The following is a 25552-nucleotide window of genomic DNA, read 5'->3' as shown; positions in this document are numbered from 1 at the left end:
ACTGCCGGTGCGTTTCAGGCGCTTCTTCCAGTTGCTGACGGTGTGCACCGAAACCCCGAAGTGCTGGGCAATCTCCTGCTGTGAATGCTTGCCCTTTTGAAGCCATGGCGTCGCGGCCAGCCGACGTTCTTCCAGCTGAGCACGGGAGTATTTGGAAGGATGCCATTCGACCACACCTTCAGCTTACCAGCCCACACTTACGCCGTGATCAATAGGAGGGGGAAGCATCCCCCTGAGCCGGAGCTAAGGGCGCTCTGGGCGGCAACCCAGCGGGCTGATGAAACGCCTCCCGCAGCCGCCCAGAGCAACGCTCCGTCTACCCCCTCTGGCCCCGGCAGAAGCAGGAGGAGGGGGCCAGGAGCGATAAGGGCCAGACCTGTCCGACCAGTGATCAGCAAAAGGAGGGGTGCAGGCGAGGCCACGACCGCCCACACCTTATCCTAATCGAAAAGCGAAAAACCCGCGCTGGGCGGGCTTAAACGCTTGACATAGTAAGCATAAAATGCTACACTATGTCTTGTAGGGGGCAACTTCTCACGGGAACCCCCTACGTGACCTGGGAGGTCAAGATGACCATAGCAAAGTTTGGGATATCCGACGACTTTTTCGCCTTGGAGCTGGACGACGCCATTGCACACTATGTCGCGCTGCTGGGGATCACCCAGGCTCACCCACATGGCCTCCTGTTTCACGACGGAATGCCCACCCCCGAACTCAGACGCCGGGAGGGCGCTTCCGAGGCTTTAGGACTCTATCTGGGCTATGTCATGTTGGATGTGATGATGAGCGGGTGTCATGACCCCAATCAAATGCTCCAGGCTGTCGCTGACCGTCTGGCGGTTGTGATTCAGGCCGCCTGTACTCAGAAGCCCCCAGCGGGTCCAGTCACGCCCGCTCACCCGATCAGCGCCTAGCCCGGCAGGGTGGCCCATCCAGTCAGAGGGTGGGCCACTTCAAAAGAACCGTGATGAATGGGCCAGGCAGCAACAGGGGCTGGGGCGTGGAGACCAGCAGGCTCAGGCTTTACCGCCCTCAGCTCCCGCCCGCGCCCGCGCCTCAGCCCCACCCAGCTTGAGCATCGGAGGTCTTCCCGTGAAACGATTACCCGTAAGCCTGCACAGCTCCAGCGTCTCCGAAAAGCTGGTGTGGCTGCACATTCACAGCAATCCCGGCGAGCATTCCGCGCGCAGTCTGGCGGCGGACCTGGGCGGCAGCTCCCGCACATGGTCCAATGCGCTGTCTGGTCTGATCGATGCGGGTTTCGTTGTCGTCGAAAAGGCTCCAGCGGGTGTGCATGGTGGACAGTACCGGGTTGCGCCGAAGCTGTAAGCATTCTTGGTTGACATGAGCGGTCCTCAGCTTGGCCTTGCAGGCCGCTCTGTACGTCCAGGCCCAGAACCCACGCATGCCGAGCCGCTCGAATGAACTCGAATGGAATAGAAATGAGCGCTGCCGTGGTTCGGATCAGTCCACATTTGAAGTTCGCTTGAGCAGCAGGCGGCCCGCCAACGGCAGCACCAGGGCGGTGGCGGCCACCACCAGGGCCGGGTACAGCCCAAAAGCCGCGTAGAAATCCCAATCACCGAGTTTGGGCCAAAGAAAGGATAGAAACGATCCAGTCAGCGCTACTGAAGCAATGATGAGAGAACCCAGAGCGCGTCCGGTGCGGGCAAACCCCATAATTGCCGCCACCCCGGTCACGATGGCGGCCAGCAACCACAGGCCCACCAGACCCATCTGAACCAGGCCCAGCGTCATTGCCCACCGCCCAGACCGGCAATGACGATCATGGGGGCCGTCGATTTCACCGACGCCACCCGGAGGATGCTCTGGGTGTTCTCCGGCATCTTGAACGTCGCGCCGAGGCCGCCGAGCAGGGTCTGGGCCAGCGAGGCCGCCGAGGGGCCGCTCAGGGTGTTGCCGTCGCCAAGGTTGATGGTGGTGCCGCTTCCCCCCTTGAGCGCAGCGGCAGCAGCGTTCTGAACGTAGGTGTTGAGCGCGTTGGCGCTGTTCTGCGCTGCGTCCAGGGCCAGGGTGGGGGCGAAGACTTCGACGGCGGCGGGAATCCCCTGGGTCAACCCATTGCCGTCACGGGCGTAAGCCAGCGCGTCAACCTGATGGATGTTCCCGTCCGGCGCGATGTAGCGCCGAAACAGAATGTCCACCCGCGCAAGAGCGGCATTGACCGTCGCCACCCCCACGAAGGAGCCACCCTCAGCAGTCACGGCCACCACCGGCACGGACCCGCCATTGGGCGTGCGAATGCCAGTCAGCAGGGTGGCCGGAATCTGTTGCAACGGCGTGAACGGCCCGGTTGCCCCGATCTTTGAGGGAGGGTTGACGGCGTCCGAACCGAAGGGGGTTTCCGTTCCCGTTGACGTGGAGGTGGGCGGTGGGGTTGCAGCGGAGGTGGGCTGATCTGCCGGCCCCGCCTGGGGTTTGCGCTCATAGACCATGCCGCGAGCGAAGGCCGTGGGGCTGGAGGCGGCGGACCCAGTGACCGTGGTGCCTGGAGGGTCTTGAGGGGCAGCCGCCTCCGAGACCACGCTGGGCGGTGGGCCGAAGTCGCCCCCGAAGGGCGTGGTCGCCTCGGCGCTGTCCGGTAGAGCCGGAGCGGGGGCTGCCGGGGGGTCACTGCCAGCAATGTTCAGCGGTGGGGGAAGGGCAGGCGCGGGCGCCTTGAGGACCACTGGAGGGGGTGTCGGGGTGACCGGGGCAGGTGCAGTCGTCCCGGCCGGACTGGGAGATGCCGGAGGCTTCTGGGCTGTTGGAGCGCTCAGGCGGGGCGTGGTCACGGGGGGCGCCGGCCTGCTCGAGGGTGGAGTGTCGCTTGGCACCGCTTCAGGGGGCCGCGCAGCAACCACCGAATCGGCCCCAAAAGGCAGCACTCCTGGCGCCGCAGAGGAGGGCGCATACGACAAGCTTTGGGGGGCCACAGTGCTGGGGGAAGTCGCCCCGCGTTGAGGCTGAAAACCAGAGGTCGTGCGGGCTGTATCGGCCACCGGTTGAAAGTCGGCGGACCTCGCGGGGGCCACCGGCACGGTAGGCGGGGGAGGCGGGTTCTGAGTGGTGGTTAGCGCCTTGGGCCTGGCCGGGGTGGTGGCCAAAGGGCTCTTGGCCGCCGGGGAGAGGGGAGCAGCCACCGTCTTGTTGGCACGCACCTGGCGGAGCTGCTCACGCGAACGCTCCAGCGCCTCTCGGCTGGCGGAGTCCGTGACGGGTGCGGGGGACACGTCCGGCGAGGTGTTGGGGGCCGCTGGGGTGGCAACGAGGGCAGATTTCCCGTCGAGTTTCGGCAGCGCATAGATGGCGGTCAGCAGGCCGCCCAGGGCCAGCAGGCCCAGCATGCCGTAGACCGGCGCTTTCTGTTTGTCCAGCACCCAGCGGCCGTCAGGGGTCTGCCGCATCAGCAGCACGCGCCGGGTGTCGCGGCTGCGCTCCCGGCGGCGGGCGGCGGCCGAGGACGGCAGCTCCAGGCCACGCCGCAGGCGCCGGGTCTCCTGGACCAGCTCTCGGGCCAGCGCCGGATTCCTGGCGTTGAGCTTGGCCAGAAACGGCGCGAACTCCTGGCGGTCCGGTTCCGGCACCCCGGCAAACCCTTCGGCCTGGACGCCCTCCAGAAAACGGTCTTTGAGGGCCTGCCAGGACACTCCCTGCGGCTCCCCGCTGGCTGTGGATTCAGGAGCTGGAGACGGGGTGACCGCAGCAACGCCGTGGGGGTCCGCAGAGGGCTGGTTGTCCATCCCCACACCCTAGCAAAGATTATGAATATTTATGTTAATATCCACAGGCCGAACACCGCCAGGCGTGAACGGTCATCCACAGGAGGAAACAGTATGGAGAAACGGAACATCCAGAAGGCCGCGTTCATGACGCTGGTGTTGACGGTGATGGGAAGCGCGTGGGCCGCCCCCGGAGCGGCCAACGTCGGCAGCGATCCCGTCGGCGTCTTCAGGAACATTGGCTGCTGGATCGTGGGCATCCTCTCCAGCCCCGCCCTGGTGGCGGTGGCCGGGGCCATTTTGCTGCTGACCTTCGGTTGGGGGAAGTTGGCCGGGGAGATGAATGCCTTCACCAACTTCAAAAACGGCGTGATCGGGGCCGTGATCGTGCTGTCGGCGGCGGCCATCAGCACCGCCCTGTTCGGCGCGGGCTGCGCGGCACCGGCGGGGGCATAAGCCCATGACCTCGCATGGTTAAAGCGGCCACGGGCGAAGCCAACCCGCTGCGCCACCGGTGTTACATGACCCAGGGCCGCTTCGGGTTTATTTCGTACATCGATTTCTCGGACCTCATCGTGCTGGGCGCGGTGTTCTATTTCTCGACCATGCTCAGTGCCAAGCTGTTTGTCAGTCCGGCTCCCAAACTGCTGCTGTGCCTGGCGCTGCTGCTGGCCGCCTGGTTCATCAATTTTGGCGTCAAGCGGCTGCTGCTGCCCTATCCGGGTGTGGTGGAACATTTTGTCAACTGGTGGTTCAGCGGCCTGGACAGCCTGGACCCCGACGTGGACGAGCGGCCCGTGCCGCTGCTGGTGACGCGTGAGATGCAGGTGGGCCACGCCGTCGGCCGGGCCGCCGGTCTGGTCCGAACCCCGCGCCCAACACCCCGGTCAACAAGGAGGGAGCGCCGTGTTCGCAAAGAGGCGAAAAAAGTCCGCTAGCGGGCCAGTGGGAAGCCTGCCCATTGCCAGGGCCTTTGGGTACTGGGACGTGCATGACCACATCATGTTCTTGCAAGACGGGCGGCAGCTGTACGGCGTCTACTTCGAGCCGCCCAGCCACCTCCACTACACGGCGGACGATCTGCTGCGGCGGCAAAGCACCCTTAAGACTGTGTTTGATCTGGTCGTTCCCGACGGCGAGACGTTGACGACCTACACCAGCCTGCGGGGGGCGCTGGACGAGGATCTGGCCGACACCCGGCGCTATGCCCAGACCTGCACCGATCCGGCGCTGCGCGAGCTGACCGAGGCCCGCGTCACCCTGCTGGAGCAAAAAATCCTGGCCGGTGAAGTCAGCCACTGGCGCTTCTTTCTGACGGTGACGGTGACGCCCCCCGCCGACGCGCGCTTCGATGTGGGGTCCACCCCGGCCGTCCGGGAGGTGACGCGCGCCGCCGAGCAGGCCCAGGGCCTTCAAAGTGCGGCGGTGGCCCAGCTCAGTGCTGCCGGGTTCGCGGCCCGGCCCATGACCGGGCAGGACGTGTACGCGGAATGCTTTTACTGGCTCAATCCCGGCTGGCCCCAGGCCCCGCAGTTCATCCCGCAGGGGGAACGTGAACTTCACAGCCTGCGCCGGGGCCAGCCGGACCACCTGACCTTTTTGCGCCAGGTGGGCGCCACCGTGATGGACAACAGCGAGCCTTTCGGCCCCATCGTGGGCGACCGCTTCGTGGCCGTGATCTCGCTGGGCCGCCTGCCGGAATACACCGAGACGGGCTACCTCGCGGCGCTGACCGACACCCTCACCGGCACGTACTACGTGGTGGTGCAGGCCACCCGCGAGAACGATTACGACGTGTCCAACGAGCTGGAAAAGAAGAAGGGAGACCTGTGGCTGCGCGTGAAAGCGCCCGGCGTCGTTCCCAACGGCAAGGCCACCAACCTGCTCGCCGAGGTGGAGGCCGCCCAGCAGCTCGACGGCTACGAGTCCCGCTTCGTGGCGGGCGTCTCGGTGGTGTTGATCGCGGCTAGCCCCCAGGAACTGGAGCGCATGAAACGTCAGGCGCGCGGCAACATGGCACGGCTGCGCGCGGGCGTCCCCATCGATTACGGTTACCAGTCCATCGCCCAGTACCGCGCCCTCGCGCCGTTCGCGGGCGGCCTGAGCAAGTTCCAGTTTCAGCCGTACACCAGTAGCGTTGTTGACCTGTTTCCCCCGGTGGCCCCGTGGAAGGGGTTTGACGAGGGGGCCATCACGTTTCAGGGCCGCGACAGGTCGCTGATCAAGTTTGATCTGTGGACACCCCGGACCAGGACGGCGCACTGGGCGGTCTTTGCGCCCACCGGGTCAGGCAAGACGGTGTTGGCGCTGAGCGTGCTGAGCGCCCACCTGAGCAAGTACGACGACGCTGTCCTGGTGGTCACCGATGCCAAGGAAGATTTTCGCTACTTCTTTAAGACCTTGCGGGACAGCCAGATCATCGATTTCGGCTACAGATCGGGCAATCAGCTCAACATCTTCGACCTGGGCGAGGGCGAAACCGAACCCGACGGCACGAAACTCTCGGCCATTCTCTCGTTCGTCCGGCTCTTTGTCAGCGAGCCAGGCGATCCCAAGGAGGCCGATTACGAGGACGTGGCGATGACCGAGGCGACGATGGCGGTCTACCACAAGTTCAAGAACCGGGGCCGTTGGCCGCAGCTGAGCGATCTGGAGGCGATGCTGGGGACCATCGAAAATTACACCGACAGTGGGAAGAACATGCCGACCGTTGTGATCGAGGCGGCACGCAGCGTGGGCATCCGCCTGAGAAAGGCCCTGGGTTCAAGTCCGGTGGCGCCGTTTGTGGACTGTCAGTCCAACGTCAACCTCCATGCCCGGCGCATCTACCTCAACACCTCTGGGATCCCGGAGAGCGACACGCTGATGCGCCGCGTGGCCCACCACATCGTCAAGAGCGTGATGTGGAACCGGGCCAAGCACTCCGCGCGGGCCACGCCCAAATTCTTCTTTATCGACGAATTCGAGAACCAGATCCAGAGTCCGCGCGAGCTGGGCGACATCAAGGACATGCTGCGGGTCTTTCGGAGTTTCGGGGTCAGCCTGGGCATCGGCACGCAAGACGCGCAGGCCTCGCAGCATTTCGGCGGCCTGATGGACAGCTTCAACCACCTGTTCATCGGCGGCTATTCCAAGAAGGTGGTGGAGGGCGATGGGCGGACCCCCGGCGTGGTGGACGCCCTGAGCCTGCCGCCGGTCATGAAGGAGAAACTGCCCGAACTCCGGGCCGTGCCCGGCCAGTACGCCGAGTTCGCCCTGCTGGTCAACCTGGGCGGCGAGGGGCGGGTGGGCGACATCGTGCAGGTAGAAGAGAGCAAGCTCGCACTGTGGCTCTTCGCCAGCGGCAAGGATGAGGTGGCCAAAAAGGACGCCTACATCGCCAAGAACCACGGCGACACGATGGAAGGGGTCCGCCAGCTGGTCCAGGACCTCTACGGAGCGGTCCGGTGACAGCCAGAGCCTTGGGTCTGACCCTGCTGCTGACGGCGGCGGCCCCTGCCCAGGCGGCCGGGTGGGATGACCTGGGAGGGCTGCTCCAGCAGGCGTGTTCCGTGGGCAACGTGGCCGGTGTGGGCGTTAGCACCGGCGAAACCCTGAAATGGGTGTGTCAGCTGCGGTCCATGCACGCCTTTATCAGCAATAACATCATCAATGGTGACTGGCAGGGCTTTGCCAAGGATGTGGTGGGCCAGTACGCGGGCGAGTTTCTCGGCCAGCTCGGCGAGTATCTGGGGGTGGGGCAACTCAACGCCTACACCGAGCGGCTGAATGAGGCCTTGCAGGGCAACTACACCGGGTTCCGCAGCGCCATGTACGGCGCGGTGAACGACATCATGAAGGCCCGGCAAGACGTCAATACACCCTTTCCCAAGGACACGGCGGGCGGGATCGCGGCCACTGCGATCCACAGCAATCCCAATCTGGCGCTCAGCAACCGCCTGGCCCGGCTGCAAGACGCGATGGACGCGGCAGACGGTCTGGAGAAGTCCTTCAAGGCCAAGAAGACCCAGGACGAGGCGCAGGAAGCGCTGGAAGCGAACACGGCGGGCGCGCTGTCCAATGCCACGGGCGTGATCGGGATTCCTGGGGTGGGGGTAGGGGTGGCAGACCGCCTCGCGGGCAACGCGGCCACGGCCCTGAGCGCCCGTGAGGTGGCTGAAATTCAGGTGCGGCTGGGCGCGGAACAGCTCAAGCAGGACGCCACCATGAGCGTGGCGCTGCTCAACCAGCTCAGCGAGGTGGTGCAGCAACAGGTGATGACCAACACCCACCTGCTGATGGAGCGCAACCAGCGCGAGGAGGAGATGGTGTCTCAGGAAGAACAGCTCAACCGCGAGGTGGAGGCGCTGGCGCAGGAGAACATGGACGCCGCCGTCGAGAACGGCCAGAACATCACCGGCGCGTATGCCAATGCCGCGTCGGTGTTCAAGACGGGGGAGGCGCTCGATTTCGCAGGGGCCGCGCCGTGAAGACGCTGCTGGCTTTGATGGCGCTGCTCTGGGTCTGCTCGTTTGCCGGGGCGGCCACCGACGTGGAGGCCGAGATCACCCAGACCCACCAGCAGGTTCAGGCGTATGTGGACCGAACGGTGGGCACCTTCGAGTCCTACCAGCAGTACACCCTGGGCGATCCGGCAGCCAAACTGATGGAGGTGGCGGTGGCGGCCAAACGGGCCGGGCTGCCGGCCATGATGATGTCGCTGGCCACCATCATTGCGACTGTGGGCTTTTTCGTCCGGGGCTGGGCCATTTTGACCACGGGCGATGCGGTGGGCAAGCGGGGCGTCCTGGTGCAGGCGGTGGTGGTGGCCGTGCTGCTCAGTCTCTCGTTCAACAATCCCCTCAACAAGAGCGTCAGCTACGGCGCGCTTCAAAGCTGGAACAACGCCTTGCACTGGTCCAACGCCAAGTTCACCGGCGCGATGGACGCCAAACTCGCCGAATCGAGCAAGATCATGGTGGGCCTGCTGGGCAAGGTGGCCGTCACCGCCACCACCCTGGCCGCGCCGGAACTGCGCGCGGTGGGGGCCGCCTCCGGCAAGGCGGCGGTGGGCAGCGCCGTCAAGGGCGTGGCGAAAAAAGCGGGCGGTTACATGTCCCGGATCGCCGCCAAGCTCAACTTTTCGTTGCTGTTCATGCAGGGCCTGGTGGTGGCCTACGCCCAGATCATCTACATTTCCGGCATCGCGGTGCTGGTGGGGGTCTACCTGTTCCCGGTGGCCGCCGCGCTGACGCTGTGGGGGCAGACCCGCCCGATCTGGATGATCGTCGGCAGCTTCCTGTCGGCCTGGGCCATCGCCATGATCCTGCCGCTGGTCACGTACCTGAGCATCGACAAGGTGTTCGTGGAGCCGGCGCGGATGGCCGCCGTGTACAGCGACAAGATCGACACGGCGGTCAGGACGGCGGGGCTGCAATCGTCCATCGTGGGCGAAACCTTTGACCGCGAACTGGACCGCAGCGTCTCGGAGTGCAAGGCCAGGCAGGAGGCCGATCCCAACGTGTCCTGCGTCAGCGATTCCAACCAGGGCATGCTCAAGTCGCTGTACGCGGCGGTGAAGGGGGCGGTGATGCCAGGGCTGGACATCCTGACCGGCGTGGTGAGCGACCTGCTCAAAACCATCGGCTCGGCGGTGATCCAGATTTTCTGGGGGGCGGTGTTCTACCTGTTTGCCATCCTGGCTATTTTTGCCACCGCTGCCTTGATCACCAATGTCCTGGGCGGCGCGGCCACCAACCTGGGGAACGCCATCAAGGGTCGGGTGACCCAGTGAAAGCGCTGCTGACCCTGAGCCTTGCCAGTGCCAGCCTGGCTGGGGCGTCGGGCTACGGCACGCTGATCGACGCCATTGATAAGGCCCAGTTCCGGGTGATCGTGTATGCCCCCAGCATTTACGACCAGGAACTGGCCGAGTCCCTGAGACGGGCGCGGCTCGATCCCATTCGCAAAGTGAGCGTGCGAATCTTGTCCGTCCCCTTTTACAACTTCCAGCCCAAGAGTTTTATGCTGTCCCTGGCGCTGGCCGGGGTTCCCGTTTACGAGGCACAAATTCCCTCGCTCGGCGGCGTGGTGATCGTGGACAACGGGGGGTGGACCGGCCCCGCCCTGGGCAAAGACGTGAATGCCAGCGTCGTGGCTATGTCTCCCCAGGAGATCAACACCTCCCTGAAATGGTTCGAGCGCGCCATCCCATCCGCCCATGTGCTGACTCAGGTTGAAGCCTATGAACGGCTCAATAAGGTGACCCCATGACCCTCCCCCTGTTGAACGACGCTAAACGGACGCCTGAGCATGTCGCCGCCGAGAGGGGCCGCTCTCTTTGGCCTACCAGCGCCTATACCGTGGGCCTGCTGCTGCTCAATCTCGCCGCGCTGAGCCTGGCGTTCTTCGATGCCAAGGGACTGGTGGTGCTGATCCTGAGCCTGATGTACACCGCCCACCTGCGGCTGCTGCTGACCTCGCGCGCCGAGCAGCGCCGAACGAACGAACTGCTCGAAGAGTGGTTGGACCCCGTGCCTGCCCTGCCCCAGGAGGAGCGCCCATGCAGAACCTGAGCCTAGGCGAGTTGACGCTGGAGCCTGGGCGAACCCTGGTGCGCCGGACGGTGACGCTGCGCCGCATCGAGGCGGGGGAGGTCACCCAGATCGAGTTGCTGAGCGAGTATGTCGATGGGAAACCTGCCCAGGATCAGGACGCCGCTCCGCCGCCGACTGAGGAGCCGTGAGCGTGCCAGGGGATCCGGTGCTGGAGCGGGTTCAGGCCGATTATGACCGCCTGCTGGACATCCTGCCCACGGATATTGGGGCCAAATTGCGCCCGGTGATCCATGAAGCCGAGGAGGCGAAACTGCGCTTCGGAAGACCTTTGAAGATCAAGCACCACGGTCAGTGGCAGCGCTACGACGATCTGGTGGTGACCCAGCTTCACCTGACGGAGTTTCGCTCCAATTTCGATGGTCTCCGGGACGATAACCGCGCCGGGATTGACGGCACCGGCCACCGGATCAGCCGCATTCCCAGCGCCGACGGTCAGGGAACGGACGGCTTCAACCTGCGAATTGCGCGGTTTTACGGGGGCGTGGCCGACGTGCTGCGGCCCTACCTGCACGGGAGTCCGTCCATGCTGATCTGCGGCCTCGCGGGCAAGGGCAAAAGCACGGTGCTGCGCGATGTGGCGCGCATCATTGCCGAGAAGTACGACGCCAACGTGACCATCGTGGACACCTCCAACGAGGTGGCCGGGGACGGGCGCGTGCCGCATCCCGGCATCGGGGAAGCGGACCGTTACTTCGTTCCCATCAAAGCCCGGCAGCATGAGGTCATGCTGGAAGTCATCGCCAACAACAGCGCCCACGTCGTGGTCATTGATGAGGTCCAGACCGAAGTTGAGGCCGCGGCGATCCGTTCGCTCAGCGTCAAAGCGGTCTTCACGGCCACCACCCACGGGGGCGATCTGGTCAAGATTATTCAAAATGGCCCCCTCCAACCGCTGTTTCACCCGGAGCCGGTGTTCAGGTGGGCCTTGATGATTCCCGAACTGGGGCACTATGAGCTCTACGATCTGGCACAGGCGGTCAGGGCCGTGAAGGCGGGCTGTCCGCTGGAAGCCCTGGCACGGTTTTACGCCAAAGTGGAGGGCGGAGCCACGCCGTCGGGGGCGGTCAGGGCCGTGAGCGAGGCCGTGTGACGATGTTCTCCAAGAAGACTCTTTTCATTCTCGTCGGCGCTCTCGCACTGCTGGCGGTCCTGGCCGTGTTTCTCGTGGGGCGAAATGAACGTCATGTGTTGGATGACCGGAATGTGATGCAGGCCGTGCAGGAACGCATGACCCGGCCAGGAAGGCTCTGCCTGCCCACATACATCGAGTTTGGACAGGCCGAACCCCTGCCGACTGATGAAAAGAGTGCGCGCGAGGTGGCCGATCTATCCGCGCTGGGGCTCGCGCAGGCCGACGCGGAGCAGACCACCAGCGGGCAGCTCGTTCTGCGAGTGACGACGAAAGGTCAACCCTTCGTTGACGGCGGTAAGCTCTGCCTGGCGCAGTACCGGTACGGCCAGCTAAGAGGCACAGCAGACCGGCGCGTTGATGAGGGTGGCAGGGCCATACTCATCGCAAAAATTGAGCCGATCATTGAACCCCTCCCAGGGGTGAATCCTGACTGGCTCAAAAGCATTCACAGTATCGTGTCGATACGTGGGATGGACGCCGAGCTGGTGGACACCGCGCAGGGGTGGAAAGCCAACAGCGTCAGTTTGTACTGATAGATCAACAGGGGAGGGGGCATGAAGATTGTCTGGTTCGTGTTAGAAGCCATCGCCGCCATCGTCCGGGCGGTCTTTGCCGTGCTGGACCTGGCCCTGAGAAACCAGAGTGAATTGAACAGCCACCTCCCTATTGATGACCGCGACGGGTACGACAGGTAGGCGGCAAGAGCATAGGCTGGAACAGCGTTTCTCGGTTCAACACTTGAAAACTATTTTATCAGTTTACTCGTTTACTATTCAAGGGGGGGGCGCATCCCACTGACAAGAACCTAAGAGCGTGCTGGGAGCCGGGATGCGGGCTGACGGTGCACCGCCCGCTGCCCCTTAGCACAACGGTTTTTGTACCCCTCTCGCGGACCCCTGGGCCAGCCACGAGCAAGGGTTGCCAGGAACCGAAGTAGAGCGCCTAACGGCGCACGGTCCCTGTGTTCCCTACGGTCACATCGGAAGGGCAAGGTCCTCGCCAGAAAGGCATGCGCCAAAGAAAAAATGTCGCGCCCCTCCCTGACATTTTTTCTTTGGCCTGCGGCCTCCAGGATGGCAAAGCGCGCAGAACGCTGTCAAACCCGGCTAGAGAGAGGCCGGGTTGCGACGGGGGCCGCTGTCGGCGGCCCCGCTTGACAGCAGCTTGAGCAGCGGAGGGGGACAAGGGCGCAGGGGAAGTGGGGCGCAGCGCGGCGCTGAGGGCCAGGCCCAGGGGCCGCCGGAAGGCGGCACACGCCCGCCCGGAAGGGGCGGGGTGTGGGCGTCCAGGGATGACCGTGCAGTTTTCCTCGTCTCAAAGGGGAAGTGCTTGACGTAGTACCGCATTTGCGGTACTATAAATCTACCCCGGACAGGGCAAAGGAGCAAAAAACATGACGAGATCACTGGCAGAGCGCGGACGCCTTGGCGGGCAGGCGACAGCCCAGCGGCATGGAGCCGTTCATATGGAAGCCATCGGGCGTGAGGACTTCAGGGTCACGGTGGAGCGGTATTACGGCGGCGATTCAAAGACCTACATGGCGGCGCTCAGGGAACGTCAGCAGAAGGGAAAACCCGATCCCCGCCTGGGTTGCCAGGTGTACCGACCTCCAAGCCCAGCGATCCACTGAGCGCCGTGGCCCCATTCAGTGGGGCCATCATCTGTATGGCCTGCCCTCCTTTTCAAAACGCCTTCGATGAAAGGGCCAGGCCAAACCGCCTGAGTTGTCCGTCACCCCCAAGATGTTCGCCGAGCAGCGTGGCTGCCGGGCCACCTCCCAGGAGGCACACGCATGACTTTCCCCACCACCCGCGACGAGTACCGTCAGCGCCTGATGCACGACATTTTCAGACTTGTGCAGATGATCGAGGCCGACGACAATTTTTACTGCGGTGCCGAAGCGTTGGCGCGCGGCGTCCACTTCGATGTGCGTGAATATTTCCATGCCCAGCGCTGGCAGCCCATCCCCGTCTACGAGGGCATCCAGGCCCACGTGCCGCTGAATGAACCCCTCACCCTGTTGATGGTTCATTACGCTGGAGAGGGTGGCCGCCGCTTCATCCAGGGAAAGATCGTCAATATTCAATCTCCACCCAGGCCCGGCGACGGCGCAGGGTTCGAGATCGTACCGAAAGGCTGCCGCCTGCCCCGCCGCTTCCACTACCGCGTCAGTGAAGAGGCGGCCTTGACGGTGTGGCGCGGCTTCGTGTCCGAATCGTTGATGCCAGGCACGCCGCTCTACCACCATGAAACTCTGCCTCCGATTCGGTACGATGCGGCCCAATAGCAAAACGGCCCGTCCCACGGTGGGACAGACCGGCCCCCCCGGACAGGAAGGAGCGGTTAGGAGTATATGGCAGAGGTCAAGGACAAACGGGTGAGAACATTGCGGGAGTGGCGCTTGGAGCGGGGGCTGACACTAGAGCAGCTTGCTGAGGCCGTGGGGCTGACCAAGGGGTCCGTAGGCGATTACGAAAAGGGCCGTCGGGAACCCGGCATGAACATGGCCTACAAACTGGCCTACGCCCTGAGCATTGAGCCGTCCCAGGTGGCCGACTGGATTCCAGAGTGGTACAGCGACGCTCTTGAGCGAGATCTAAAAGCCCAAAAATAATCGCTGCTTGCCGTCAGCCAGCGAGCGAACTGCTCGGCTTATGCCTGTTGGGTGCTGATCCTGATCTGGACCGATTTCGAGACAACTCACATCGCTATCTGCTCTTCTTGGGAGCCGATGGCATGCCGAAACCTCAGTTCTGTCGCAAGTGGCTTCTGAGCCGTTCATCAGCCCACTTGGCATATGTCCGGGCCGTCTGCACGTCGCTGTGGCCCAGATGCTCTGCCACATCCTGAAGCTGAAATCCGGCGCGGATCAATCGCGTTCCCGCCGCATGCCGGAGGGCGTGTAACCCCAGGTATGGGACGTTCACTCTTTGACACAACGTCTGGAGTCGCTTTCTGGCCGCTTCGGGTGTGCGCCCGATCACCCGCTGCTCTTCCGCACCGGATCCCAGTTCCCGCAGCGCCCGCACCAACGAGCCGGACAGCAGCACTTTTCTGGTCTTGCGGCCCTTGCCCGTCACGGTGGCCGTTGCCTGTTCCAGATCCAGTTCGCCCCAGGTTAGCCCGGTGATCTCCGATGCCCGCAATCCGGCACTGGCCCCCAGATGAAGCAGCACGCGCATCTCCAGCGACGCAGAGGCCAGCATGACCACCAGATCCGCTTCGGAGTACGGTTGCCGCTTGTCGTGGGGGCGCGTCCGGTCTTTTTGGGGTTTGGTATCGGTAAAGGGATCGTCTCGCGTGGCCTTGGTCCAGCGCAATGCGGCGTACAGTTGCCGCGCGCCTGAGAGGTAGACCCTGACCGAGGAGGGTTTCAAGCCGCTGCTTTCCATTTCTCGGATCCACAGGTCCGCGTCTTCGATCTCTGGGTGTAAGACATTGACTGCCTGACCCGCCGTATACGTGAGCCAGCGCTGCAAGCCGAGCCGATACTTGCGTAGGGTCTGTGCGCTGCTAACCCCGGCTCGCCGAGTGTGATGTGCTTGCGTCAATGACCACAGCACGTCTACGTCCCGGCTGGCGGCGGCGACCACGGCCCGGCGGCGGCGTTCCTCGGGTTGAAGACTGACCCACTCCCGCGAGGGAGCTAAAGTTTCACGGCGGTAGAGATCCAGCGTCATGCGTCGCTCCTTTTGGCTGCCTGCCGATCCTCGGCCAGATTCTTCTTGAGCGCGGCCACCCGTTCCAGCAAGTCCGCGTAGTGCGGCAGGGCATTCACGCTGTGTCCAGCCAGCAAAAGCGCCGCCACCACGCAATACCCGAGGAAAACGGTAGCGATTACGCCGGACGCGGTGATGGGCATATGAAACAGGGTGACCTGCATATCTTGCAGGTATTTCCCAGCAGAGAACGCGCCAACCAGCACCAGGAGCGACCCCAACAGGCCGCCCGCACGGTTGGCCCCCACCACTAGGGTCAGGCGGGTCCCCACCCGGCTGTCGGCGGCGCGGGCCGTGGCGGCCACATGTAGCAGGCTGGCGCGGGAGTACGGCAGAAGTTTGCGGATCAGGTCCCGTTCCCGCTGGGCCGCCTCGCCCAGTTGGGCCACCGTGTCCACGTCGCGCGTGGACCATTCACGCCCCAGCCGCCAGAGAACGATGGCGCTGCCGAGCAGAACCACAAAGCAAATGGCAATCAATACAGTCAGGGGGAGTCGCTGCCAGAACACCAGCAGGGGAACAGCGATGGCAAGACTCATCAGCAGGGGCGCTGCGTCGCGCCAGCGAGAGGGGACGTCTTTCAAGCGCTGCTTGGCGGCGGTGTGGAGAAGCTGATGAATACTCTGGGTTTCTCTCAAGACTTGGGTGTTGACCAGTTCGGAGGGAACTACGACGCTAGGGAGTTCGGAGAGATTCAGAGGTGGGAGCAACGCGAGGTCTTCTTCAACAGTGGCGGGGGCCGGGTTCATTTGTGTAAAATATACACGAAAGCCTTTTTGGTAACACCTATTACCAGAAGGTGTGGCAAGTCGAGCATTCGAGTGCACTTAGAGGTGGCTTGTAATCTACATAGGGGCTATGTAGAATAGACTATGCCATTCCGAATGACCTCACAGACGAGTCGGCTACTGCTGGCTCTGGCTGAACGGTTCAATGAAGGTCAATATGGGTTTGATCTGATGGGCCGCACTGGCCTGCATAGCGGCACTCTCTATCCTGCGTTGATCCGTCTAGAAACAGAAGGTCTAGTGATCAGCTCCTGGGAGAACATCGACCCCAGTGCCGCAGGCCGCCCACGGCGTCGGCTATATCAGCTCACTGGCCCTGGGATCCGCTTGACTGAAGAACTTCAGCAGTCGGCGACGAAGGGTGGAGGGGTGATACAACATGCATGAATTGTTGATGGTGCTTGTGGCGCTGATGGCACAGGATGCGGTAGATCAGATTCCTGAAGCCATGCGCCGGCTGGTGTGTCGGCTCGCTGCCAAATTACCCGGTGAACATGCAGAAATTATGCGTGAGACCTGGTTGGCAGAACTGGAGGCCATCCCGGGAAAGTTTCCCAAGCTGTGGTTTCTATTGCCCCTGTATTTGAGCCAGGCTGAACTTCGTCGGGCTGCTGCTGGAAGCCCAGTGCAAGCTGAAATAGAAAAAGATTCCGATGCTGATCCAATTCCCGATCTTCTTAAAATGATTGCAGGTCTTGAAGATCAATTGCGAGAAGAGAAATGGAGAATGCAAATGCATCACAAATATTCAGCTATGAATAAACACTGGAAAGAGGACGCACAAGTCACTATAGAAGCATGTGAGAATTCTGCTGATCCGAATGACCGTAAGCTATTGCAAGCGGCAATTCAGAAAATCAGAGATTACTCTAATGAAATTGCCTCACTAGAAGCGAATAAAATGATTACGGCCCTTGAGATTGATTTTATTGAGCGAAAATTGGCTAATCTCGGTAATCTACATGTTCAAAACGAAATTTAAGAATTCCAACATTTTGATAATTGCCCAACTGGGATCTGCTTTATAGGACTTAGAAACGTCATCTTTAAAAATCGCTCTGCACGAGATGATTCCATATTATAATATCTGCTCTGCTATTATGACCAAACCTAATGGGAGATGAAATGACCTCAATCCAAGACAAGATCCGCCGTGAGCTGGAGGCCAAAAGCGCCGCGTATGACCAGATTCAGGCTGAGCGTGGGCAGCGGGCCAGGGACGTTCACAGCGTCCGGCGTTCCCAGCAGATCGAGGGGGGTGATATCTCGCTCTACGCCCAGACTCTGAGCCAGCAGTACATCGACGGCACGCTGACTCCCACCGAGATACGCGCGAAGCTGCTGGAACATTACGGCGTGACTGTGAAGTGACCCCAGCGTGACTAGGGGTTCAGAGTTCTTCTATTACGACAACGGAGTTCCCAAAAACCGCCTTGGATTGGACGACGCCGAGGCGTTGTCGTTGATCGAGCGCGACCTGACGTTTACCCGGATGCTGGAGATCAGAAACGGCACCGCGCCGGACACCACCCGCAGCGGGCGCTTTGACCTGGACCATCTGCGGGCAATTCACCAGCACACTTTTCAAGACATTTACGAGTGGGCCGGAACCACCCGCAACCAGCCGATGCAGATTGAGGGTCAACAGGTCCGGGCTGCCCCCTTGATCCACAAGGACGACGGGCTGACGCCGGTGCCGTTCGTGCCGAGCAACCAGGTGGACCGCAGCTTGAAAGCCACCTTCCTTCAGCTCCAGCAGCAAGACCACTTGCAGGGCCTCTCCCGTTCCGAATTTGCAGATCGGGCCGCGCGGACCTTCTCGGAGATCAACAATGCCCACCCCTTCATGGAGGGCAATGGCCGCACCCAGCGCGAGTTCATGCTTCAGTTGGCTGAGCAGGCCGGTCATCCCCTTAACTTCGATGTGGTGAGCGCCGAGCGCATGAGCATTGTCAGCCTGGAGGCCCGGATGGGCGACCTGTCCGGGATGGGGCGGCTGTTTCAGGAGATCAGCGATTCCCAGCGGGTGGCGGCGCTGGACAAGGCGCAGGGCTTTCTTGATCAGGAACAGGTGAATTGGCAAGAGATGTACATCGCCACAGCGACGCCGGGCCGCGAGTACGGCGGTCAGGTGGCCCTCAGCAGCCCAGAGGTGGTGGTGATGCGGTCTGACGGCGACGTGATCGTGGCGCAGACTAGAGATGTTGACTCGGAGGGGAGACCGCCGAGCGGGACGGTTCACTTCACGGCCACGGAGTACGGTCCCCCTGCCCAGGACGCCGAGGGCCAGGGCCGCACGCGCCAGATCGATCTGGACCTGTGATGGTGGTTTAGGGTGCCAGGGCCATCGCCTGACGGAATTATTTAAATAGAAAAATATTTAACTTATTTTCAACATTGGATTTCTTTTTGATCAAGTGGCAAGTCTGTCTTAAAGGAGGGGGGCGTACCCCCCTGACAAAAACCTAAAAGCGTGCTGGGGGGCCGGGATGCGGGCTGATGAAACGCCGCCCGCTGCCCCCCAGCACAACGGTTTTTGTACCCCCCCCTCGCGGACCTTTGGACCAGCCACGAGGAAGGGCGGCTCAGGACCCAATGGAGCGCCTGACGGCGCACAGCCCCTCTGTTCCCTGCGGTCACGCCTGAAGGGCAAAAGTCCTCGCCGGACGGGCATGCGCCAGAGAAAAAATGTCAGGGAATGGCGCGACATTTTTTCTCTGGCCTGCGGCCCCCAGGATGGCAAAGCGTGCAGAACGCTGTCAAACCCGGCCAGAGGGAGGCCGGGTTGCGACGGGGGCCGCTTCTGGCGGCCCCCGCTTGACAGCAGCTTGAGCAAGGCGCGGGGAGAGGCGTGGGAGCGCTGTGGGGAGGCGAGCCAGGCCCAGAGGCCGCCGGGGGCGGCACACGCCCGCCCGGAGGGGGCGGGGTGTGGGCGTCCAGGGATGAATGAACGATTTTCTCTGTCTCAGAGAAGGGAATGTTTGACATAGTACCGCATTTGCGGTACTATTGATTTACCCCGGACAGGGCAAAGGAGCGACGAACCATGACCTACTTCCAGCACATCACCGACACCGCCGACCTGAAGGCCGCTTACCGTCAGCTTTGCAAGCAGTATCACCCGGACAAAGGCGGCAGCACACAGCAGATGCAGGCCATTAACAATGACTACGAAGCCGCCATGACGCGGCTTCTGAACGCCAAGCCGGACGAGGAATACGGTGAGGACAAGTGGTACAAGAGCCGCGCTGAAGAAGCCGAGGTGGAGGCCAGGGTCAGGGCCGCCGTGGAGAAAATCGCGCACCTGGACGGATTGGACATTGAGATCGTCGGGGCGTGGGTCTGGGTGGGCGGCGATACCCGGACCCATAAGGACGCGCTGAAGGCCGCCGATTACTGGTTCATGGGTAAGCGGAAGATGTGGGCGTTCAAGGGCAAATTCAGCCGGGGCCGCAGCAACACCAGCATGGAGGAACTGCGCGAGAAGTACGGCAGCGAAAAGGTACACACCCGCTCGCGCTCTCTGAAAGCCGTGTAAGACTTTTCAGGGGCAGGCCCGCGCGTGTCAGGCGGGCCACCTAGCCCGCAGGAAAGGATGCCATGACCAACGACGCCTACTCCAGGCGCAGTCCTGAAATCCAGCACGCCGCCGCCAACATCAAAATGGTGCGCGTTCTGTACGCCCAGCGTCTCAGAGATGTCCGGCACGCTGCCCGGACCGGGAAGCCCGCTGCCGCCCTGATACTGGCGCACCTGCGCGCCACGCCCTGCGCGGTGCCGAACCCGGACCGCCGCAGCGACTGCGCGAGGCACGCCGCCCACGCTGAAGCGTTGCACCGCGATTTGTCGACCCTTGATCTGCATGACGTGACGGTCAGAGCCAAGCTCACCGCCGCCGCAAAGCAGGCTGACCTGTTCGCCATTTTGCAACAGACCGCCCCCTTTTGATCCTGTCTGGTGAGGGGGCCGCACTCAAGTGCAGCCTCCTCTGTTTTTAGCGTCTGACATGATGGAAAACTTGACATAGTACCGCATTTGCGGTACTATGTCTTTACCCCGGACAGGGTAAGGAGGAGCAAAATGCAAGACCGCAGCACCCCCCGCAACATTCGCCGCACCTGGAAAGTGGACCTCTACGGCACCTGGGGCGACGGCCCCAGCGCCACGGTCTATCTGGGTTCCCATACCGTGACCCTGTGCGCCGATGCAAGCGGCGCGAAGACTGCCGAAATCGACGGCGAGGCTCAGGATTCTCTGGAGCGGGCCGTGGGCTACCTCGCAGACCGCGACAACACCGTGACCCTGCTGGGCGAGGAGCGGCTGACTGTCAGTCAGTCGCCGCCGACTCCGGTGATCGGCAAGGCCCGCGCATGTGCGCTCCACAAGATCATGGGCCTGATGGGCCTGCCTCACGCTCAGCACTACGCACTCAGCGCCGCCGCGCTGTGCGAGCCGTGGCCGCTGTCCACCCTGGCGGATCTGACGGAAGGAGAAGCAAAGATCGTCTGGGGCCACCTGTGCCGCCTGTACCCGAAAGCCCGTGAGGTGGCCGCGCAGCTTAAAGGCCGCCAGACCCAGGCCGCCGCCTGAGGACCTCCGTGGGGAGGAAAAACCCTCCCCTTCCCTTCAAGGAGCGCCCATGACCCCCACCCTGCGAGTGATTTACCCCGACGGACGGCAAGACGTGACCGAGATCGGCCCGGAGACCGACACCCTGAGCCTGCTCAGGGCAGCAGTGGGCGGCTGGATCGAGTACCTTCCCGCCCATTACCACGCCCTCAACAGTCATGAAGTGGTGATCAACGAGGAAGGACTGATCCACAACCTGCCCCCCAACTGGATCGGCAGCCGCCTCATCGGACTGGACCTGACCCAGTATCCGCCGCTGCATGGCCCCATCGTGATTGTTCCGCATGACCCCGCTGACGGCCCCAGCCCTGCCAAGCAACGCCAGCAGGCCACTTCTCCTGACAGTTTGGTCCATCTGTACGCCCGCGCCCTGGAAGGTGACCCGGCTGCCCTGACGGCCCTGGGGGTGAATCGTCCCGAGGACATCGCGGTGATCGACGCCCGCCCCCAGATGCGCCACTTTCTGTATGCGCTTTACCCGGATGGACGAACCGAACGGCGTGACCTGGAACCCCTTGAAGAGGGGAGGCGCTGGATTGCTGAGCGGCTGGGCGTAGGTCAGCGCCTGCCGCCGCACACCCAGCAGGTCTCGGCCTACGCGGTGATTTCCAGCGTCGCTCCCCGTGACCCGCGTCCCAACAGTGTGGCCCACGCCGCGCTGGGCCTGTCGGTCACACCCTGCGGCCCGGTGGTCTTGATTCCCACCGGTACGGCAGACCCGTCCCCAATACATCAGCGCCTGGATGAAGCTTTGAACGGTGGGAAGGAGGCATGTGAGGCGCTTGGGCTGCTCCTGGACTGGGTCACTTGAGGGAGATCTCCCCAGATGGAATTGTATCTTTCTGGGCGCGAGTTCAGGGAGTTGGCTTTCCCACCCTGGTCGTATTTCGGTTCCAGGCGTACCGGGCAGCTCAGGATGGATCTAAAAATAGTTTGCTAATTTACTATTAAACGCATAAAATAACTCATGCCTAAAATCATCTCTATCGGCAATATGAAGGGCGGGGTGGGCAAGACCACCACGGCGATCCACCTCGCCCAGCAACTGGGCCGCAAGGGCCGCACCCTCCTCCTGGACGCCGATGACGAGCTGCAATGCTCCGCCGTGTGGCGGGAGGGGGATTTTGACGGCTGGACATTCGAGGTCCAGCCCTACCGGGCGTATCAGCCCGGCGACGGAGAGGATTTCGAGTACGTGGTGATTGACACCAAGGGCAACGAACAGGGAGGTGATCTGTTGAGCCTGGCCCAGCAAAGCGATCTGCTCCTGATCCCCACCAAACCCGATGGTCTGAGCGCCACCGGCCTGATTCGCACCCTGACCCCCCTTGTTGAGGGTGGGGCCGGCAATTACCAGGTGCTGATCGTCGCCAACATGGGCGGACGGGGCGAGGAGCTGCGTGACGCCCTGGCCGAACAGGAGATTCCAGTTCTCACCACCATCGTGCGTCACAGCACCGCTGTGGGCGACGCTGCCGAGCGACGGGTGCCGCTCGACGCCCTCAAGGGCAACCGCTACGCCAAGCTGCTGGCCCTGGAGTATGCCAGCGCCACGCGGGAGGTGCTGGGCCATGTCTGAAGCGCCCAAGAAACCCGCCCGTTTTGACCTGCGTGCGATTCGTCAGGCCAAGCTCGAAGCAGAACCTGCCCTGCCGGAGCCGCTGCCCGAACCAGAAGAGAAGCTGGTGCAGTTCGGCAGTCACATGCTGGCCGGAACCAAGCGCCGCCTAAAGCAGGCTGCCGCCCGCGAGGGCCGCAAACAGTACGAGACGTTGCACGAAGCGGTGGCGGAATATCTGGCACGCCATCATCCAGAGTTGAGCGAGGATTGAGCGGAGGAAAGGGGAAGAGCTGTTTCTGAATGAATATTTTATCAGTAAGCTATTTTAATATTTACATGGTCAGAAGACGCTCGGACCGGCCAGGGAGGCTCAGATGCACGATGACGAACCCGAAACCATGTTGGAGCAGGCCAGGAGGTTGGTGGCCCGCAAGGTCAGCGTTATTCCCACTGGCGGCGGCCTCTCCCTAAAGGCCAAGCAGCCCCACCATCAGGCCCTCAAGGCCACCGGCCATTTCTCTCTGAACCGCGAGGGCCAGCGCCGCAGCTCCTGGAAAGCCCTGCAAAGTCGGCTGCCCACCCTAGAGGAGTTGGAGGTCTGGTATTTGCAGCACCGCGCGCGTGGGCTGGGGCTGGTCACTGGGGCGCTCAGCGGGTACGTCGCCATTGACGTTGATCCTGAAGGGCTGGAGCTGGTTCAAGCCTTGGGTTGGCAGCCGCATGTCCTTACGCCCAGCGGCGGCATGCACTTTTACCTGAGACATCCGGGCTGGTACGTCCCGTCCAACGCTTCCAAGAACAAAGCGGCCCTTCCGCCTGGGGTGGATATTCGGGGCGACGGCGGTTACTGCATGGCTCCGCCCAGCCGCAACCGGGCAGGACCATACCGGCGCACCGCTGAGCGGCGTGACCTGACCATTGACCAGGTGCCCCTCACGGTCCGCATTGCGGGGGCCGAGTACCGCCTGCGCGAAGCCCTGGGACTGACCCCGCCAGGTCCGGCCAAACGTTCACACCAGACGTCTTCAGCGGCGCAGATGGAGGAGGGCGGACGGGTGCCAGTGTGGTTGATGCTCGACCGGGCCGAGAGCTACGCTGCGGTCAGCCGGAACCGGGGAGCCTTCATGCTGGGTCTGTGGCTCCATGCCAATGGATATGCCGTCGAGGAGGCTGAAGCCTGCGCGGGCAAGTACGCGGAGCGGGTTTGTGGAGTCAAGGTCTCCCCATTTACAGTCGGCGAGGCGGTCACGGCCATCCAAAGCGCTTACCGGTATCCCCGCAACCAGCCCTGGACCCGCCAGGACGGGGCGTGGGCCAGCGGGTAGGGGAGAGGACTGTGGCCCCATCTGGGCCTCTATCTGCCGGTCCACCGTTGAAACGCCATCCCATATCTGGTCAATACTTGGGCATGGTTTCGGTTCTCTCCCACACCTGGGATCAGCGTTACGAAGCGCTGCATCTGGCCCAGATCATGGACGACGCTGATTTTCACAGTTGGCTGTTGCAATGGGCCGCACTTGAAGCTGAAATCTACGAGCAGAACACCGCGCTCACGCGGGCTTTCCAGGCCGACACCACCGACGAGGAGGCGAAGTTGGCCCGTCAGGTCTTTCTGACCCAGCAGGCCCCCCATTTACGGGAGCAGCATGACAGGACGGCCCAGCAGGCCATCCAGTTGGGACAGACGTTCACCATTCCCCCCGACTGGCAGCAAACGTTCCTCTATTTCGAGATCATGGCCCGGCAGGCGCTTGATCCCGGCGGACACCTGGAGAGTCAGCTAGAGGTGATCGCAGGCGATCTCACGGCCCTGTTCGCACGGCGCACCTACGAACTGGATGGTCAGGCCCTCAGCGTTCAGGAGGTGGGCCGCCGCTCCGTGTCACCAAACCGGGAGGTTCGGCAGGCCGCCGCCCTCAGCACCAGGGAGTCGCTGTTGCGAATCGCTCCCCAGGTGACGGAGCAGTACCGCGCCAGCTTGGACCTGCGCCGGGAGCTGGCCCGGCGCAGTGGAGAGAAAACGGTTCACAGTCACATGTGGAAACTGCTGGAGCGGTTTGATTACACACCGCAGGAGGTCCGGCAGTTCCGCGCCGACGTGCGAACTGGACTCAATCCGCTGCTGGTGGAATTCCGGGACAAGCGGCGGACCTGGCTGGGGGTTGAGCACCTTCAGCCCTGGGATTTAACCGTGGATGCTTTTGGCGCTCGCGCCGTCCCCCGCTACACCCAGGAGGCCGACATCATGGCCCTGGCCGCGCGGCGGCTGGACACCACCCTGCCGGGCCTGGGGCAGCGCGTCGCGCAGCTTTATGCAGAGGGCTATCTCGATGTGGCTTCCCGTCCGGGCAAGGCCGCCCGCTCTTACAGCGACTTTCTGGCCCATCGCCGCCGTCCCTATGTTCAGACCTCCCTTCAGTCCACGCCCAGTTCCTATCAGGTGCTTTTCCATGAACTGGGGCATGTGGCCCAGCTCAGCGGTGTCGCGCCAGACGCCTCGTTCTGGCAGTATTTCCCAGGTGTGGAAATGCGGGAGTTCGTGGCCCAGGTCTTTGAGCTGTGGTCCCTCGATCAGCTTCCCGAATTCTTCGCCTTCGAGAACTTAGAGGCCTACCGCGCACGATTCTACGAGCAGACGCTCGCGCGTATGTCGGCCCAGTGCAGCATGGACGAGTTTCAGGAATGGTTTTACACCACAACCGAAGAGGTGACCTTCACGCGGATGCAGGAGGTCTGGCAGGAGATCAGTGACCGGTATCCTAGCGGCGTGGAGCGCCGTGCCTTGCCTTCCCTGGCCTTTCTGTCCCAGCAATTGGCGCGGCGGCCCCTGGTGGGCATCGAGTATGCGCTCGCCTGGGGATGGGCCTTTAGCTTCATGGAAAACGTCGCCCAGGATTCGGGCCAGGCCTTCGGTCAGCTCGCGCAGGCGCTGGCGCTCGGCAATACCCGTCCCCTTCCTGAACTGCTGCAAATCGCTGGCGTCGAATTTTCAATTTCCTCCCAACAACTTCGCCTGATTGACACCACCATGCGGCGGGCCTTGTTGCCTATATAAGCCCCCTGTAAACCCAAACAACGCTCATGAACGCCGCCAAAAATAAGCCCATGCAAAAAATCAAAGGCTTGATTCTGTCGGCACTCGGCGTCTTCTCCTTTGTTGGCGTTGGTGTGAGCGTGCATACCGCGCAGGCCACTGGCGCAGGTCATTTCCTGGCAATGCCAGGTGGTGGCGACTGGGAGCCAGAGCCTGAAAACGGCACCCACAGCGCGGGTCCAAGCGCGCAAGTCATTGGCGCAGACCTCTACCTGGCAATGCCCGGCGGTGGCGACTGGGAACCGGAACCTGAAAATGAAACCCACGGCGTGGCCCACAGCGTTAACACCTAGACACCCCCATGCCAGTCC

Annotated in this window: 34 protein-coding genes; 29 read left to right on the top strand and 5 right to left on the bottom strand. The window is 62.7% G+C overall.

All coding sequences use genetic code 11. The features are described from left to right. The coding region (locus tag HNQ08_RS28020) for a helix-turn-helix domain-containing protein (RefSeq protein WP_184137420.1) at positions 1-174 on the bottom strand (174 nt) is incomplete at its 3' end. Between the two features lie 395 nt (positions 175-569). On the opposite strand from HNQ08_RS28020, the gene HNQ08_RS23355 reads away from it, so the two are divergent. After that, complete coding sequence (locus HNQ08_RS23355) at positions 570-914, top strand: hypothetical protein (RefSeq protein WP_184137418.1); 345 nt, start codon at positions 570-572, stop codon at positions 912-914. A 178-nt stretch (positions 915-1092) separates the two neighbouring features. Next, positions 1093-1329, top strand: a complete 237-nt coding sequence (locus HNQ08_RS23350; RefSeq protein WP_184137416.1) for a helix-turn-helix domain-containing protein — start codon at positions 1093-1095, stop codon at positions 1327-1329. Positions 1330-1464: 135 nt separating this feature from the next. Here HNQ08_RS23350 and HNQ08_RS23345 read toward each other — a convergent pair whose 3' ends face one another. Together HNQ08_RS23345 and HNQ08_RS23340 are read right to left on the bottom strand one after the other, a co-directional pair. Next, positions 1465-1758, bottom strand: coding sequence for a hypothetical protein (locus HNQ08_RS23345; RefSeq protein WP_184137414.1), 294 nt, complete (start codon positions 1756-1758; stop codon positions 1465-1467). Beyond that, complete coding sequence (locus tag HNQ08_RS23340) at positions 1755-3743, bottom strand: TraB/TrbI/VirB10 family type IV secretion system protein (RefSeq protein ID WP_184137412.1); 1989 nt, start codon at positions 3741-3743, stop codon at positions 1755-1757. Before HNQ08_RS23340 ends, HNQ08_RS23345 begins: the two co-directional genes overlap by 4 nt. A gap of 93 nt (positions 3744-3836) precedes the next feature. On the opposite strand from HNQ08_RS23340, the gene HNQ08_RS23335 reads away from it, so the two are divergent. The 14 genes from HNQ08_RS23335 (at position 3837) to HNQ08_RS23270 (ending at position 14064) form a co-directional block, all read left to right on the top strand. Then, the gene (locus HNQ08_RS23335; protein WP_184137410.1) at positions 3837-4178 is read left to right on the top strand and encodes a hypothetical protein; all 342 of its coding nucleotides are present in this window, start codon (positions 3837-3839) and stop codon (positions 4176-4178) included. 14 nt (positions 4179-4192) lie between these two features. After that, a complete protein-coding gene (locus tag HNQ08_RS23330; RefSeq protein ID WP_184137408.1) occupies positions 4193-4660 on the top strand; it encodes a hypothetical protein in 468 nt (155 codons plus the stop codon). Next, positions 4629-7172 carry a helicase HerA domain-containing protein gene (locus HNQ08_RS23325; protein WP_189366258.1) on the top strand — a complete coding sequence of 848 codons (2544 nt, stop codon included), beginning with the start codon at positions 4629-4631 and terminating at the stop codon, positions 7170-7172. Before HNQ08_RS23330 ends, HNQ08_RS23325 begins: the two co-directional genes overlap by 32 nt. Continuing rightward, positions 7169-8191, top strand: a complete 1023-nt coding sequence (locus HNQ08_RS23320) for a hypothetical protein (protein ID WP_184137404.1) — start codon at positions 7169-7171, stop codon at positions 8189-8191. The genes HNQ08_RS23325 and HNQ08_RS23320 overlap by 4 nt, the downstream gene beginning before the upstream one ends. Further along, the gene (locus HNQ08_RS23315; RefSeq protein WP_184137402.1) at positions 8188-9495 is read left to right on the top strand and encodes a hypothetical protein; all 1308 of its coding nucleotides are present in this window, start codon (positions 8188-8190) and stop codon (positions 9493-9495) included. The genes HNQ08_RS23320 and HNQ08_RS23315 overlap by 4 nt, the downstream gene beginning before the upstream one ends. Further along, positions 9492-9974: a phospholipase D-like domain-containing protein gene (locus tag HNQ08_RS23310; protein WP_184137401.1), complete on the top strand. Its 483-nt coding sequence runs from the start codon at positions 9492-9494 to the stop codon at positions 9972-9974. Before HNQ08_RS23315 ends, HNQ08_RS23310 begins: the two co-directional genes overlap by 4 nt. Further along, positions 9971-10276 carry a hypothetical protein gene (locus tag HNQ08_RS23305; RefSeq protein ID WP_184137399.1) on the top strand — a complete coding sequence of 102 codons (306 nt, stop codon included), beginning with the start codon at positions 9971-9973 and terminating at the stop codon, positions 10274-10276. Before HNQ08_RS23310 ends, HNQ08_RS23305 begins: the two co-directional genes overlap by 4 nt. Continuing rightward, entirely contained in the window at positions 10264-10446 is a 183-nt protein-coding gene (locus HNQ08_RS23300) for a hypothetical protein (protein ID WP_184137397.1), read from the top strand. The genes HNQ08_RS23305 and HNQ08_RS23300 overlap by 13 nt, the downstream gene beginning before the upstream one ends. Next, the gene (locus tag HNQ08_RS23295) at positions 10443-11408 is read left to right on the top strand and encodes a P-loop NTPase family protein (RefSeq protein ID WP_184137395.1); all 966 of its coding nucleotides are present in this window, start codon (positions 10443-10445) and stop codon (positions 11406-11408) included. Before HNQ08_RS23300 ends, HNQ08_RS23295 begins: the two co-directional genes overlap by 4 nt. Before the next feature lie 2 nt (positions 11409-11410). Beyond that, positions 11411-11983 carry a hypothetical protein gene (locus HNQ08_RS23290; protein WP_184137393.1) on the top strand — a complete coding sequence of 191 codons (573 nt, stop codon included), beginning with the start codon at positions 11411-11413 and terminating at the stop codon, positions 11981-11983. A gap of 21 nt (positions 11984-12004) precedes the next feature. Next, a complete protein-coding gene (locus tag HNQ08_RS23285) occupies positions 12005-12145 on the top strand; it encodes a hypothetical protein (RefSeq protein WP_184137391.1) in 141 nt (46 codons plus the stop codon). A 698-nt stretch (positions 12146-12843) separates the two neighbouring features. Continuing rightward, the gene (locus HNQ08_RS23280; protein ID WP_184137389.1) at positions 12844-13080 is read left to right on the top strand and encodes a hypothetical protein; all 237 of its coding nucleotides are present in this window, start codon (positions 12844-12846) and stop codon (positions 13078-13080) included. Between the two features lie 162 nt (positions 13081-13242). Beyond that, positions 13243-13737 carry a hypothetical protein gene (locus tag HNQ08_RS23275; protein ID WP_184137387.1) on the top strand — a complete coding sequence of 165 codons (495 nt, stop codon included), beginning with the start codon at positions 13243-13245 and terminating at the stop codon, positions 13735-13737. Between the two features lie 66 nt (positions 13738-13803). Next, positions 13804-14064 (top strand): helix-turn-helix domain-containing protein, encoded by a 261-nt coding sequence (locus HNQ08_RS23270; protein ID WP_184137385.1) that lies wholly within the window; start codon positions 13804-13806, stop codon positions 14062-14064. Between the two features lie 133 nt (positions 14065-14197). Here the strand turns inward: HNQ08_RS23270 and HNQ08_RS23265 are convergent, their stop codons facing one another. Together HNQ08_RS23265 and HNQ08_RS23260 are read right to left on the bottom strand one after the other, a co-directional pair. Continuing rightward, positions 14198-15130, bottom strand: coding sequence for a tyrosine-type recombinase/integrase (locus tag HNQ08_RS23265; RefSeq protein ID WP_184137383.1), 933 nt, complete (start codon positions 15128-15130; stop codon positions 14198-14200). Further along, entirely contained in the window at positions 15127-15918 is a 792-nt protein-coding gene (locus HNQ08_RS23260; RefSeq protein WP_184137381.1) for a hypothetical protein, read from the bottom strand. Before HNQ08_RS23260 ends, HNQ08_RS23265 begins: the two co-directional genes overlap by 4 nt. Positions 15919-16041: 123 nt before the next feature. Between HNQ08_RS23260 and HNQ08_RS23255 the strand changes: the two genes are divergently transcribed. The 13 genes from HNQ08_RS23255 to HNQ08_RS23195 all read left to right on the top strand — a co-directional run bounded on the left by HNQ08_RS23255 (position 16042) and on the right by HNQ08_RS23195 (position 25534). Then, positions 16042-16344 carry a PadR family transcriptional regulator gene (locus tag HNQ08_RS23255; RefSeq protein WP_221284428.1) on the top strand — a complete coding sequence of 101 codons (303 nt, stop codon included), beginning with the start codon at positions 16042-16044 and terminating at the stop codon, positions 16342-16344. After that, a complete protein-coding gene (locus HNQ08_RS23250; RefSeq protein WP_184137377.1) occupies positions 16337-16939 on the top strand; it encodes a hypothetical protein in 603 nt (200 codons plus the stop codon). Before HNQ08_RS23255 ends, HNQ08_RS23250 begins: the two co-directional genes overlap by 8 nt. A 143-nt stretch (positions 16940-17082) precedes the next feature. Beyond that, complete coding sequence (locus tag HNQ08_RS23245) at positions 17083-17328, top strand: antitoxin VbhA family protein (protein WP_184137375.1); 246 nt, start codon at positions 17083-17085, stop codon at positions 17326-17328. Between the two features lie 7 nt (positions 17329-17335). Continuing rightward, entirely contained in the window at positions 17336-18280 is a 945-nt protein-coding gene (locus HNQ08_RS23240; protein ID WP_184137373.1) for a Fic/DOC family protein, read from the top strand. Positions 18281-19003: 723 nt separating this feature from the next. Then, positions 19004-19495, top strand: a complete 492-nt coding sequence (locus tag HNQ08_RS23235) for a molecular chaperone DnaJ (protein ID WP_184137371.1) — start codon at positions 19004-19006, stop codon at positions 19493-19495. A gap of 62 nt (positions 19496-19557) precedes the next feature. Continuing rightward, a complete protein-coding gene (locus HNQ08_RS23230) occupies positions 19558-19905 on the top strand; it encodes a hypothetical protein (protein WP_184137369.1) in 348 nt (115 codons plus the stop codon). A gap of 132 nt (positions 19906-20037) precedes the next feature. Further along, entirely contained in the window at positions 20038-20547 is a 510-nt protein-coding gene (locus HNQ08_RS23225) for a hypothetical protein (protein ID WP_184137367.1), read from the top strand. A gap of 49 nt (positions 20548-20596) precedes the next feature. After that, positions 20597-21397, top strand: coding sequence for a DUF3846 domain-containing protein (locus HNQ08_RS23220; RefSeq protein WP_184137365.1), 801 nt, complete (start codon positions 20597-20599; stop codon positions 21395-21397). A 156-nt stretch (positions 21398-21553) separates the two neighbouring features. Further along, positions 21554-22165 (top strand): ParA family protein, encoded by a 612-nt coding sequence (locus HNQ08_RS23215; protein ID WP_184137363.1) that lies wholly within the window; start codon positions 21554-21556, stop codon positions 22163-22165. After that, complete coding sequence (locus HNQ08_RS23210; RefSeq protein WP_184137362.1) at positions 22158-22418, top strand: hypothetical protein; 261 nt, start codon at positions 22158-22160, stop codon at positions 22416-22418. The genes HNQ08_RS23215 and HNQ08_RS23210 overlap by 8 nt, the downstream gene beginning before the upstream one ends. Positions 22419-22521: 103 nt before the next feature. After that, positions 22522-23472 (top strand): bifunctional DNA primase/polymerase, encoded by a 951-nt coding sequence (locus HNQ08_RS23205; protein WP_184137360.1) that lies wholly within the window; start codon positions 22522-22524, stop codon positions 23470-23472. Positions 23473-23555: 83 nt separating this feature from the next. Continuing rightward, the gene (locus tag HNQ08_RS23200) at positions 23556-25202 is read left to right on the top strand and encodes a M3 family metallopeptidase (RefSeq protein ID WP_184137358.1); all 1647 of its coding nucleotides are present in this window, start codon (positions 23556-23558) and stop codon (positions 25200-25202) included. A 26-nt stretch (positions 25203-25228) separates the two neighbouring features. Next, positions 25229-25534, top strand: coding sequence for a hypothetical protein (locus HNQ08_RS23195; RefSeq protein WP_184137356.1), 306 nt, complete (start codon positions 25229-25231; stop codon positions 25532-25534). The last annotated feature ends 18 nt before the right edge of the window (positions 25535-25552 follow it).

Source organism: Deinococcus humi (assembly GCF_014201875.1).
In the GTDB taxonomy this organism is placed as follows: domain Bacteria; phylum Deinococcota; class Deinococci; order Deinococcales; family Deinococcaceae; genus Deinococcus; species Deinococcus humi.
The sequence above is the reverse complement of the archived record's forward strand: the minus strand, read 5'-3'. Positions and strand labels throughout refer to the sequence as shown.